11 protein-coding genes and 1 pseudogene are annotated in these 12233 nt (G+C 69.4%); 7 read left to right on the plus strand and 5 right to left on the minus strand.

Translation table 11 applies throughout. From position 1 onward, the window contains the following. Nucleotides 1–66 precede the first annotated feature (66 nt). The 5 genes from ACTIFU_RS15960 to ACTIFU_RS15980 are packed head-to-tail and all read left to right on the plus strand — an operon-like array spanning nucleotide 67 to nucleotide 5027. The gene (locus ACTIFU_RS15960) at nucleotides 67–1008 is read left to right on the plus strand and encodes an ABC transporter permease (RefSeq protein WP_439579310.1); all 942 of its coding nucleotides are present in this window, start codon (nucleotides 67–69) and stop codon (nucleotides 1006–1008) included. Further along, a complete protein-coding gene (locus ACTIFU_RS15965) occupies nucleotides 1008–1904 on the plus strand; it encodes an ABC transporter permease (RefSeq protein ID WP_439579311.1) in 897 nt (298 codons plus the stop codon). Before ACTIFU_RS15960 ends, ACTIFU_RS15965 begins: the two co-directional genes overlap by 1 nt. Continuing rightward, nucleotides 1904–2887 (plus strand): ABC transporter ATP-binding protein, encoded by a 984-nt coding sequence (locus ACTIFU_RS15970; RefSeq protein WP_439579312.1) that lies wholly within the window; start codon nucleotides 1904–1906, stop codon nucleotides 2885–2887. The genes ACTIFU_RS15965 and ACTIFU_RS15970 overlap by 1 nt, the downstream gene beginning before the upstream one ends. Beyond that, nucleotides 2884–3852: an ABC transporter ATP-binding protein gene (locus tag ACTIFU_RS15975; protein WP_439579313.1), complete on the plus strand. Its 969-nt coding sequence runs from the start codon at nucleotides 2884–2886 to the stop codon at nucleotides 3850–3852. Before ACTIFU_RS15970 ends, ACTIFU_RS15975 begins: the two co-directional genes overlap by 4 nt. Beyond that, entirely contained in the window at nucleotides 3852–5027 is a 1176-nt protein-coding gene (locus tag ACTIFU_RS15980; RefSeq protein ID WP_439579314.1) for an aminotransferase class V-fold PLP-dependent enzyme, read from the plus strand. The genes ACTIFU_RS15975 and ACTIFU_RS15980 overlap by 1 nt, the downstream gene beginning before the upstream one ends. A 60-nt stretch (nucleotides 5028–5087) precedes the next feature. On the opposite strand, the gene ACTIFU_RS15985 is transcribed toward ACTIFU_RS15980, so the two are convergent. The 5 genes from ACTIFU_RS15985 to ACTIFU_RS16005 form a co-directional block, all read right to left on the minus strand. Continuing rightward, nucleotides 5088–6374 carry an ArgE/DapE family deacylase gene (locus ACTIFU_RS15985; RefSeq protein WP_439579315.1) on the minus strand — a complete coding sequence of 429 codons (1287 nt, stop codon included), beginning with the start codon at nucleotides 6372–6374 and terminating at the stop codon, nucleotides 5088–5090. A gap of 29 nt (nucleotides 6375–6403) precedes the next feature. Then, nucleotides 6404–7972, minus strand: a complete 1569-nt coding sequence (locus tag ACTIFU_RS15990; RefSeq protein ID WP_439579316.1) for an ABC transporter substrate-binding protein — start codon at nucleotides 7970–7972, stop codon at nucleotides 6404–6406. A 101-nt stretch (nucleotides 7973–8073) separates the two neighbouring features. Then, nucleotides 8074–8409 carry a DMT family transporter gene (locus ACTIFU_RS15995; protein ID WP_439579317.1) on the minus strand — a complete coding sequence of 112 codons (336 nt, stop codon included), beginning with the start codon at nucleotides 8407–8409 and terminating at the stop codon, nucleotides 8074–8076. Continuing rightward, on the minus strand, nucleotides 8406–9389 hold the full coding sequence (locus tag ACTIFU_RS16000; protein ID WP_439579318.1) for a glycosyltransferase family 2 protein: 984 nt from the start codon (nucleotides 9387–9389) through the stop codon (nucleotides 8406–8408). Before ACTIFU_RS16000 ends, ACTIFU_RS15995 begins: the two co-directional genes overlap by 4 nt. Nucleotides 9390–9412: 23 nt before the next feature. Continuing rightward, on the minus strand, nucleotides 9413–10156 hold the full coding sequence (locus ACTIFU_RS16005; RefSeq protein WP_439579319.1) for a class I SAM-dependent methyltransferase: 744 nt from the start codon (nucleotides 10154–10156) through the stop codon (nucleotides 9413–9415). Nucleotides 10157–10359: 203 nt separating this feature from the next. Here ACTIFU_RS16005 and ACTIFU_RS16010 point away from each other — a divergent pair, with 203 nt between their 5' ends. Together ACTIFU_RS16010 and ACTIFU_RS16015 are read left to right on the plus strand one after the other, a co-directional pair. Then, entirely contained in the window at nucleotides 10360–11904 is a 1545-nt protein-coding gene (locus ACTIFU_RS16010) for a hypothetical protein (protein WP_439579320.1), read from the plus strand. 94 nt (nucleotides 11905–11998) lie between these two features. Beyond that, nucleotides 11999–12233: pseudogene (locus tag ACTIFU_RS16015) on the plus strand (acyl-CoA dehydrogenase); the annotation flags it as partial.

The following is a 12233-nucleotide window of genomic DNA, read 5'->3' on the forward strand; positions in this document are numbered from 1 at the left end:
CCGGTTCCCTCTCCCGCGTGCGGGAGAGGGTCAGGGTGAGGGTGCGGCCAAGTAAGCGCGCACGACATGATCGCCTACATCATCCGCCGTCTGATCGCGACCATCCCCGTGATGCTCCTGGTCGCGGTGATCGTGTTCCTGCTCGTGCATCTTGCGCCCGGCGATCCGGCCTCCGTGATCGCCGGCGACAACGCGACGTCGGACCAGATCGCCGCGATCCGCGCCACGCTCGGCCTCGACCGGCCGCTCTGGGAGCAGTTCGCGATCTGGATCTGGCGCGTGCTGCAGGGCGATCTCGGCCAATCGCTGTTCTGGAACCGCGGCGTGGCCGAACTGATTCTGCAGCGCGCCGAGCCGACGATCTCGCTTGCCATCACGACGTTGATCTTCGCGGTCACGATCGCGATCGCGCTCGGCGTCATCGCGGCCTGGAAGGCTGGCTCGGGCATCGACCGCTCGGTGATGGGGCTCGCGGTTGCGGGGTTCTCGCTGCCGGTGTTCGTGGTCGGCTATCTGCTGGTCTATCTGTTCGCGATCGAGCTCCGCTGGCTGCCGGTGCAGGGCTATCGCCCGATCGCCGAAGGGTTCTGGCCCTGGCTCGAGCGGCTGATCCTGCCCTCGATCGCGCTCGGGCTTGCCTATCTCGCGCTCATCGCGCGCATCACCCGCACGACCATGCTGGAGATCCTGTCGGAGGACTACATCCGCACGGCGCAGGCCAAGGGGGTCGCGACACGGCCGATGCTGTTCAAGCACGCGCTCAAGAACGCGGCCGTGCCGATCGTCACCGTGGTCGGCATCGGTGTGGCACTGCTGATCAGCGGCGTGGTCATCACCGAGACCGTGTTCAACATCCCCGGTGTGGGCCGGCTCGTGGTCGATGCGATCACGCGGCGCGACTACCCGATCATCCAGGGTGTGATGCTGGTGTTCTCTGCGGTCTACGTGCTGGTGAATCTCGCCGTCGACCTGTCGTACACGCTGTTCGACCCGCGAGTGCGCTACTGATGGCGACCACCGCCACCGTCGAGACGCCGCTGATCCCGATGCGGGGTGGGTTCGGCCGCTTCTCGCGGCGCAACCCCACGATCGTGATCGGCGGCGCGATGCTGCTGATCATGGTGTTCGTCGCCACCTTCGCGCCCTGGATCTCGGGCGACCCGTTCACCGTCTCGCCGGTCGATCGGCTGATGCCGCCCTCCTTCGCGGATTTTTTTGCCGCCGGCAAGATCGACCGCTTCGGCACCGACAATCTGGGACGCGACATCTTCGCGCGCACCGTGCATGGCACGCGCATCTCGCTGATGGTCGGCATCACGGTGGCAACACTGGCCACGGCGATCGGCCTCGCGATCGGGCTCGCCGCGGGCTATTTCCGCCTGGTCGATGCGATCGTCATGCGCGTGATGGACGCGCTGATGGCGATCCCCTCGATCCTGCTTGCGATCGCGATGGTGGCGCTGACGGGTGGCGGTATCGGTATCGTCATCATCGCGATCACCGTGCCCGACATCCCGCGCGTGGTACGGCTGGTGCGTTCGGTGGTGCTGACGGTGCGCGAGCGCCCCTACATCGACGCCGCGATCTCGGTCGGCAGCCCGTCGCAGAAGATCATCCTGCGCCACATCCTGCCGAGCACGGTCGGCCCGCTGATCGTGCAGGCGACCTATCTCTGCGCCTCCGCGATCCTGACGGAGGCGGGGCTGTCGTTCCTCGGCGCCGGCGTGCCGCCCGAGATCCCGACCTGGGGCAACATGATCGCCCAGTCGCGGCTGTTCCTCGCGCGCGCGCCCTGGACGATCTTCGCGCCCGGCATCTGCCTGGCGCTGGTCGTGCTGTCGATCAACCTGCTGGGCGACGGACTGCGCGACCGGCTCGATCCGCGTCTCGCCCGGCGGATGTGATGGACACCGCCGCGCCGATCCTGGAGGTCGAGGACCTCCGGACGCATTTCTTCACGCAGGACGGGGTGACGCGCGCGGTGGACGGCGTGTCGTTCGCGCTCGCGCCCGGCGAGACGCTCGGCATCGTCGGCGAGTCTGGCTGCGGCAAGTCGGTCACCGCGCTCTCGATCCTGCGGCTGCTGCCGCCCAAATTGTCACGCATCGTCGGCGGCAAGGTGATGTTTGAGGGCACGAACCTCGTCACGCTTGACGAGCCGGCGATGCGCGAGATCCGCGGCAACCGGATCGCGATGATCTTCCAGGAGCCGATGACCAGCCTGAATCCGGTGCTGACCATCGGCGAGCAGATCGCCGAGGCCGTGCGCATCCACCAGGGGGCAAGCCAGAAGGATGCGCTCGCGCGCGCGGTCGACATGCTGAAGCTGGTGCGCATCCCCGACGCAGAGCGGCGCGTCGGAGACTACCCGCATCACTTCTCGGGCGGGATGCGCCAGCGCGTGATGATCGCGATGGCGCTCTCCTGCAATCCAAGGCTGCTGCTCGCCGACGAACCGACCACCGCGCTCGACGTCACGGTACAGAAGCAGATCCTGCGGCTGATGCTGGAGCTGAAGGAGCGCATCGGCTCGGCGGTGATCTTGATCACGCATGATCTCGGCGTGATCGCCGAGACGGCGAAGCGCGTGGTGGTGATGTATGCCGGCCGCGTGGTCGAGCAGGCGGAGGTCACCGACCTGTTCGATGCGCCGCTGCATCCCTACACGCGGGGGCTGATGGCCTCGATCCCGCGCCTGAAGCACAACAGGGCGAAGCGGCTCGCCGAGATCCCCGGCATCGTGCCCGATCTGCGGGCGCCGATCCCGGGATGCGCGTTTGCGCCGCGCTGTCCGCTCGCGACCGATCGCTGCCGGGCCGAGGCGCCCTCGCTTGAGGACCACGGCAGCAGCCACTACGCCGCGTGCTGGGAGGCGGGACGCGCATGAGCGCCGTGCTCGCGGTCGACGGTCTCGTCAAGCATTTCCCGATCGTGCGCGGCGTGCTGCGCCGCCCCGTGGCCTGGGTGCGCGCGGTGGACGGCGTCTCCTTCGCGATCGAGCCGGGCGAGACGCTTTGCCTGGTCGGCGAGTCTGGCTGTGGCAAGTCGACGGTCGCGCGCTTGGTGTTGCGCCTGGATGAGCCGACAGGCGGGTCGATCCGGCTCGACGGCACCGACGTCACCGCGCTCGACGAGCGCGCCTTCGCACCGTTCCGCAGGCGCGTGCAGATGGTGTTCCAGGACCCCTATGCCTCGCTAAACCCGCGGCTGAAGGTGGGGCAGATCGTCGGCGAACCGCTCGAGAACTACGAGGGGCTCTCGGGCAAGGTGCTCGAGGAGCGGGTTGCCGGTTTGCTCGCCAAGGTCGGGCTGCGGCAGGAGGGCGTGGGGCGCTACCCGTTCGAGTTCTCGGGCGGGCAACGCCAGCGCATCGGTCTTGCGCGCGCGCTCGCGCTCAATCCGAAGCTGATTGTCGCCGACGAGCCGGTCTCCGCGCTCGATGTCTCGGTGCAGGCGCAGGTGCTGAACCTGATGATGGACCTCCAGGAGGAGTTCGGGCTGGCGTACCTGTTCGTCAGCCACGACCTGGCGGTGGTGGAGCATATCGGCCATCGGATCGCGGTGATGTATCTCGGCGAGATCGTCGAGATTGGCCCCAAGCAGGTGGTGCTGGACGAGCCGAAGCACCCCTACACGCGTGCGCTGGTCGCCGCGGCGCCGATTCCTGATCCGCGCGCGAAACGCGACACGCTGGTGCTGGAGGGCGACGTGCCGTCGCCGCTGAACCCGCCCTCGGGCTGCCGCTTCCACACGCGCTGTCCGTTCGTGATGGATCGCTGCCGACAGGAGACACCGACCTTGCGCGAAGTTTCGCCCGGCCGCCGTGCCGCCTGTCACCTGCTGGACGCGTGATGGCGGGGGTGCTGGCCCAATTCGGGCTTGCGCGCGTGATCAACGCCGCCGGCACGCTGACGCGGCTCGGCGGTGCGCCGATGGCGCCGGAGGTCGTTTCGGCAATGGCGGAGGCGGCAGCCGCCTCGCTCGACATGGCGGCGTTGCAGGAGCGCGCCTCGACTGAGATCGCCGCCGCTACCGGCGCGGAGGCGGGGCTCGTCACCACGGGCGCGGCCGCCGGGCTGACGCTCGCTGCGGCTGCTTCCCTCGCCGGGCTCGATCCCGCGCGCATGGCCGCTCTGCCGCGCATCGAGGAAGGGCGGACCGAGATCCTGGTGCACCGCACGCATCGCAGCGCCTACACGCGCGCCCTCGCGGTCGCCGGTGCGCGGCTGGTCGATTTCGGCCACAACGACCGCGGCACCGGGGCGGGCATCCGCGGGATCGAGGCCTGGGAAATCGAGGCCGCGGTGACGCCGCGCACCGCGGCGGTGTTCGTCGCCGCAACCCCGGGAAGCGTGGCGGACCTCGCGCTGATTGCGCGCACCGCGCATGCGCACGACCTGAAGGTAATTGTCGATGCGGCAGCACAACTTCCGCCAGCGGCGAATCTCCGCTGCTTCATCGCCGACGGCGCCGACCTTGTCGCTTTCTCCGGCGGCAAGGCGATCGGCGGGCCGCAATCCTCGGGCATCCTCGCCGGCCGGCGCACGCTGATCGCCTCCGCGCTGATGCAGATGCTCGACATGGACGTGCCCGTGGCGACCTGGCGCGCGCCGCTCGGCGTGCAGATGGCCGGCGTGCCGCATCACGGGCTCGGCCGCGGCTTCAAGGCGGGCAAGGAGGAGATCATCGGCCTGCTGGTCGCACTGCGCCGCTTCCTCGCGCGCGACGAGGCGGCGGAGCAGGCGGCGCAGGAGGCGCGGCTCGCCGCGATCGCGGCGGCGCTGCCGGCACCGAGTACGCTGCTCGGTGCGGCGGCGACGGGCCGTGCGCCGCAGCTTGCGCTGCACGTGGACGATGCGGCAGGCCTTGCAGCACGGCTGCGCGCGGGCGACCCGCCGGTGCATCTCGGCGAGCGGCGCGCGGGCGAGGGGGTGCTGCTGGTCGATCCGCAGGCGCTCAGGCCGGAGGAGGATGCGGCGCTGGTCGCGGCGGTGCAGGCGGCCCTCACCCTGACCCTCTCCCGCTGACGCGGGAGAGGGGACGCAGTGGCGCCGCCGGGTTCCCTCTCCCACGCGAGTGGGAGAGGGTCAGGGTGAGGGTCTGAGCCCGCACCAAGCGGCGATGAACGCCGCGATCGTCAGGGTGCAGCGGCGCAGATCCTCGATCGAGGTGCGTTCGTCGAAGGCATGTGCGCCCTCGCCCTTCGGCCCGTAGCAAAGCCCGGGGATGCCGAAATAGAGCCCGTAGAAGCGCGTGTCGTTCACCGCGGTGGTGCGCCGTTCCGGCATCGTCCCGCCATGCACCTGCGCATGCGCGGCGGCCAGCACGGCCTCGGCCTCACTGCCGGGCTCGAGCACGTAGCCGTCGGCCTGGAAGCCGTGCCAGACGAGCTCGGGCGGGTTGTTGGCGAGGAACGTGTCGCCGGCTGTGGCCTCGCGCACCGCGCGCTCCACACCCGCCATGGCATCCGCAACCTCGGTGCCCGGCAGCAGGCCGATGCGGCAATCCACCTCGCACCAGGCGGGGGTGGAGGAGGCCCAGTCGCCGCCCCGGATGATGCCGGGGTTGAACTTGATCGGGTCGGGCACGGGCGCGTACCAGGGGTGCGCCTTAGCCGCCGCGTTCAGCGCACGCGTGTGCGCATAGAGCGCGTTCACCAGATGCATCGCCGACATGATGGCGTTCGAGCCGTCCTGCGCCACCGCGACATGCACCGGCACGCCGCGCACCTTGAGCCGGAACCAGAGCGTGCCGGTGTGGCTGCGCGTGATCGCATGCCCGGACGGCTCCGGGATCAGCGCGGCATCGGCGCGGTAGCCGCGCAGCAGGGTGGCGAGCGCGCCGTTGCCGGTGCTTTCCTCCTCGGTGACGGTCTGGAGATAGACGTCAGCCGCGGGCGCGAACCCGGCCGCGCGGATCGCGTCCATCGCGAACACCATGCAGGCGACACCGGACTTCATGTCGTGCGCGCCGCGGCCGTACATCCATCCGTCGCGGATCACCGCGGCATAGGGCGGATGCGTCCACATCTCCGCCGGCCCCTCGGGCACAACATCGATATGGCCCTGCAGGATCAGGCTGCGGCCCGTTGGTGCCTCCGCGCGATGCGCGGCGACGACCTGCACCGAGTGAGCCGGATCGACACCGACCATCGGGCTCGCCTTCGGGTGGGCGGCAAGCGGCACGTCGGCCAGGGTGAAGCGATCCACGGCGTAGCCGCGGCCGCGCAGCTCGCGCGCGATCCAGTCCTGCAACGGCGCTTCCGCGCCGCGCAGCGAGGGGAAGCGGACGAGCTCGGCGAGGAACGCCACCTCACGGTCGAAGCTGGCGTTCACCGCCTCCGACAGGCGGGCGAGCGTGGCGGCATCCGGCATCCGGCAGGGTCCTTCGTTCTGGAGGCGTGTCAGTTGGCGGGTGTCGCGAGCAGCGCGTTGGTGTACCAGCTCGGGCTCGGCTCATAGACGAGGCGGTCGCGCCGCGCCGCCCAGTTCAGCTTCAGATAGAACACCGGGATCACCGCCATCTCGCGGGTTGCCAGCCGCATCGCATCGGCGACGATCGCGTTGCGCCGCTCCTCGTCCATGGTCTGCAACGCCTGGCGGACCAGCGCGTCAAGCTCGGGGTTGGAGTAGCGCTGGCGGTTGAACGGCCCCGTGCCGGCCTCGGGGTCGCGCGTCATCACCACCTGGCGCAGCATGTTGGCGGCATAGGCGGTGGTGAAGGTGGTCATGAACATCGCGAACTCGCGGTTGGTCGCGCGGGTGAACAGGTTCGCCGGCGGCAGCAGCTCGACGCGCGTCTCGATGCCGATGCGCGTGAAACCCTGCGCGATCGCCTGCATCACGTCGCCATCGTTGGCGAACCAGCCGTTCGGGCCGTGTACCGTCATGCGGAACCCGTCGGGGTATCCCGCCTCGGCGAGCAGGGCGCGGGCGCGGTCGAGGTCATAGGGCAGCGGCGGCAGTTCCGCCGCGCGGCCGGGCAGCGAGGGGGCAGCGAACTGGCTCGCGGGGCCGCCCTGGCCCTCCAGCAGCCGCTCGACGATGCCCGCGCGGTTGATCGCCATCGACATGGCCTGGCGCACCCGCGCGTCCTGCATCGGGTTGCGGTCGAGCGGGCGTCCCTGCTTGTCGGTGACGAACGGCGCCTGCTCGCGCGCGGCATCGGGGAACAGATAGACCGTCCCGTTGCTCTCGATCCCGTAGACCGCGAGGCGCGGATCGCTGGAGAGGCGCCGGACATCCTGCACAGGGACGAAGTCGATCAGATCGACCTCGCCCGAGAGCAGGGCGGCGACGCGGGCCGAGGCGTTCGGGATCACCCGCGTCACCACCCGGTCCCATGGCGGCGCACCGCCCCAATAGGCGTCGTTGCGCGTGAGCTCCAGCCGATCGCCGATCGTGTAGCTGACGAAACGGTAGGCGCCGGTGCCGATCATGGCGCGGCCGCTGTTGAAGTCGGCGAGCGTCATGCCCTCATGCACCTTGCGCGACAGCAGCATGATCCCGGCGACGTCGAAGTCGAGGAAGGGATGCGGCACGTCGGTGACGAAGCGCACCGTGCGCGGATCGACCACCTCGATGGTTTTGATGCGCCGCACCGAGGGCGTGAACGGGCCCGGGCTGTTCGGGATTGTGGGGATGCGCGCGAAGGTGAAGGCGATGTCCTCGGCCTCGAAGGGCGTGCCGTCGTGAAAGCGCACGCCCTCGCGCAGCTTGAACTCCCAGGTGTGGTCATCGACGATGCGCCAGCTTTCGGCGAGCCGCGGCACGATGCGCCCGCTCGTGTCGAGGTCGATCAGCAGATCGAACACTTGGCGCAGTTGGCCGTTGTTCATGTTGGAGGAGTGGTAGTGCGGGTCCATGCCCGTGGACGCACTCGATGCACCGACGGTCAGGGTGCGCTGCTGTGCCTGCGCGCCACCGGCTGCGAGAGCGAGCGCGATCGCAAGCACGGTCGTCCGGCGCAGCATCAGGGCCTCCTTCGGTGGACAGAAGGTGAGGCTCGCATCCGCGGTCCTGGGGCGTCAACCGTGGAGCTGGGATGCATCGCCCACGGCAACGAAACCGGCAGTCAGGCGGTGGCCAGCAGCAGCACGCCGACAACGATCAGCGCGAGCCCGCCGACCTGCTGGAACCCGGCCGGCTCTGCATAGACGAGCCAACCCACCATCGCAACGATCACGTATTGCGCCGCCGCCGCCGGGAACGCGACCGAGACGGGAATGCCGCGCAAGGCGACGATGTAGAGCATCGCCGCGAGGCCGTAGAAGCCCAGGCCCACGATGGTGGCGGGGCGCATCAGCTGCACCAGGAAGTCGCCTGGTCCGGTCGCGCCGGCCTTCAGCAGCAGCTGCCCGACCACGCCCGCGACCAGTGCGGCGCCGAGCGACGCCCAGTGCAGGCTCACTGCACCCGATCCGGCACGCCGGCGCGCACGACGCTGCGCACGATCCCCTGCGGCTTGCGGTTGCCGGTCTGGAACGCCCGGCCGAGATACTCGCCGACGATGCCCAGGATCACGAACTGAGCGGCCGCGAGCAGCAGCACCACCACCATGGTACTCGCCCAGCCCTCGGGCGGGCTGCCGAACAGCGCATGGCCGATCACGTACAGTGCCGCGACACCGCCGACCGCGCCCATCGCCAGCCCGAGCAGCACGGCGAGCCTGAGCGGCAGCAGAGAGAAGTTGAAGGCGAGGTTCAGCCAGAGCGTCACCAGCCGCTTCAACGTGTAGTTCGACCGCCCCTGCGCGCGCGGCAGATGCCGCACCTCAAGCGTGCCGATCCGCTGCGTCACCTGCATGATCAGCCCGTCGACATAGGGGAATGGCCCCTCGTAGCGCGCGACCCCGTCGATCACGAGCCGGCTGATGCAGCGAAACGACGAGAGATAGAGCCCCTTCGGCTTGTCGATCAGCAGGTCGGCGACCCGGTTGGCGAAACGGCTGCCGAGGTTGCGCCAGGCGGCGTGCCGCTTCTCGGCATAGCGCGTGTAGACCACGTCGTAGCCGCCGTCGTGGCAGTGCAGGAACAGCCGCAGCACCTCCTCGGGCGGGTTCTGGAGGTCGTCGTCCATCGTGATCGCGTAGTCGCCGCGCGCGTGGCGAAGGCCCGTCATCACCGCGTTGTGCTCGCCGTAGTTGCGCGCGTGCGCGACATAGGTGATCGGCACGTCCGCGGTGCCGACCAGGCGGCGGCAGACCGCGTCGCTGTCATCGGGGCTGCCGTCGTTCACCAGCACGATCTCGAGCCCGCCCGGCACGTCGAGCCCGGCGAGCGCGTGGACGAGCTCGCCGATCGTGGCGGCACCGTTATAGACCGGGATGACGACCGACAGCGCCGGCGCGGTCTCCGGCGGGAATGGCCGAGGGGGCGTGAGCTGCAACATCGTGGTGGTTCCGGCAGGTGACATCAGGCACGGCGCGCGACGGCGAGGAGCGAGCCCCCGGCCGGGAAGCGCAGGCCGAGACGGGCCAGCGCCGCTTCCGTGTCCGTGACGGCGCGGAAGGTCGCATCGATCGGTGGCGAAAACGCGGCGACATCGGACGACTCCTCGGCGCGGAACCGCCACAGCACCTTGCGCTGCACAACCATCAGCGGAAGCAGCAGCGCGTTCCAGAACCCGAGCGAGACCGGCGCGAAACCGGCGGTTTCGAGAGTGCGGCGCAGCTCGGCCCGGCTATAGCGCCGCGCGGTATGCACCCGCCGGTCATGCGCCGAGTGCAGCCACTGATGTGCCGGCAGGTTCAGCACCAGCATGCCCCGAGGCGCGAGCACACGACGGAGCTCGGCCAGTGCCGCAGCCTCGTCGACCAGACGGTGGCAAAGGACGTCACAGGACACCACCGCACCGAACCGTCCATCCGCGAAGGGCATGGCGTCGACCGAGCCGACAGCGAGGAGAGCCGAAGGCACCTTGCGCCGCGCGCGGCGGATTGCCTCGTTCTCGACGTCCAACCCGACGAGCCTGCGTGAGGGGAGTACCTCGGCGAGGCGGCGCAGCAGGCCGCCTGTGCCGCAGCCAGCGTCCAGCAGCGGCAGGGACGGATCGCCCGGGCTCCGCCGTAGCGCCTCGATCACACGGGCATGGAGCGCGCGGTACCACCACATGACGCCCTCCACCCTGTCCATCTGGTTGTATTCGTCGGGTTCCATTACGCCCAAAGTAATCCTGGACGAGCATTCCACACGCAAAGGTGGTAACACTGCGTCGTTGTTAGGACATTAAGAAGATGATACCGTTGCTCCAGAAGTAAAGTGAAGAGGAAAGCTGTTTTTCAGCTCGGCGGGAGTACAGCTTGGGTTCCGATCGCCCAGTGCTTGCGACAGCTTCATCTGCCCCGTCTCCCGGCCGCAGGTTGGCAGGGACGGACCTGCGCCACCTGACCGATCTGGCCTTGTTGGCCGTGTTCTGGTCCTCAGCGGCGATCGGCTACGGGGTGGCGTTCGCGCCGCCCTGGAACACCGACGTCGCAGCCATCCTGCATTTCACCCAGCTGTGGGTCGAGGGGCATAGCCTCTACATCGACCTTTTCGACGTCAACCCGCCGCTGATCTTCATGCTGTCGGCACCTGCGGCCCTGACGGCCACGCTGTTCGGGCTGCCGGCGATGGTCGCGTGGAACCTTCAACTCGGTGCCCTGGCGGTCGGCATGGCGACGTGCGCATGGCGCATCATGCGGCCCCGGATGGCGATCGGCTCGCTCGGGTTCTGGGTGTTGGCGGGTCTGGTGCCGTTCCTGCTGCTCGGTTTCCCGATGGAGCATTTCGGCCAGCGCGAGCACGTGTTCATCGTGCTGACCGTACCCTACCTGGCGCTCGCCGCGCGGCGCGCTGAGGGTCCGGTCGCGCTGTCGCCGGCGGTGCTGGTCGGGCTCGGGGCGGCCGCGATCGGGGCGGCGATCAAGCCCTACTTCCTGCTGATGCCGGCGGCGATCGAGCTTTACGTGCTGCTGCGGCGGGGCGCGCGTGCCTGGCTCCGCGATGGAGTGCCGTGGCTGATGGGGCTGGTGTGGTTGACCTACGCCGCGGTGATCCTGCTGGTCTTCCCGGGCTTCCTCGCGGAGATCGTGCCGTTTGCGCTGAGCGTGTACACCGACATTGGCGAGCCGCCGCTCTACATCCTCTTGCGGCCCTACACGCACCGCCTGCTCGGCGCTGCGGTGGCGATCGCGGTGCTGGCTGTCGCTGCGGTGGTCCTGCGCTTCGGCGAATTCAGCAAGGTCGTGGCCATCGCGGCGGTCGTGGCCGTCGTCCTGCCGCTCGTTCAGGCGAAGCAGTTCGCGTATCACTCCCTGCCGGCGCAGATGCTGCTGTGGTTGCTGCTCGGCGCCGTGGCGGCGGAGGAACTCGGGCCGGACGGCGAGCGCGGCGCGCGCCTGACCGCGGCCGGGTTGATCCTGGTATCGGCCGTGTCTGCCCTCGATGTGCGCCAGTCTCCCTGGCTCCAGCTGCGCTACTCCAGTTCGGAGGTCGGTCAGCTGTCGCGCACGATCGAGGCCCACAGCCCGATCGGCGGGCGTGTGGTGGTGATGTCATCCTATCTGTCGGACGTCTTCCCCGCGGCAAGTCATGCCGAGCGCCAAGTGGGCGTGCGATTCATGTCACTGTTCTTTCTCCACGCCTTCTATCGCGACTGCGACGCGACTGGCGTGCGGATCGAGCCGTCCGGCGCGGCGGCGGAGTGGCGCGACCGATTGTTCCGGGAAGTGGTCGACGACCTCGTGGCGCGGCCGCCGGACCTCATCGTCGAGCGGGTGCGATCGCGGTTGATTCCGGATTGCGGCGGTCAGGGCTTCGACTATCTCGGCTACTACCGAGGCAACCCCGACATCGACGCCTTGCTCGCTGACTATGCGCTGGTCAAGGAGCGCGGCGCCTTCCGCTACTGGCGACGAACCTAGGAACCTACCGACCACCTCGCCGTGGGTGGCGGCACCCCTCTGGTCGCAGGCCCGTTCTCACGCTACCGGCTTGGCGCTGGCACGGGAGGGCGCGATGGCGGACGAGCTTCAGGCCTGGCTGGGGCGCAGCGAGGCCGCGGAGGACACGATCGACCGGCTGCGGCTGTCAGGGTTCGCGGCGACGCTCGACCGCCCGCTCGAGGCGTTCGCGCCGGACGGGGCTCTGCCGCCGCTCTGGCACTGGATGTTCTTCCAGACCTGGGCGCCGCAGTCGGGGCTGGGGCCGGATGGACACCCAAGGCGCGGCGGATTCCCGCCGCCGGTGCACC

This window comes from Elioraea sp. (genome assembly GCF_051860475.1).
Lineage (GTDB): Bacteria > Pseudomonadota > Alphaproteobacteria > Acetobacterales > Acetobacteraceae > Elioraea.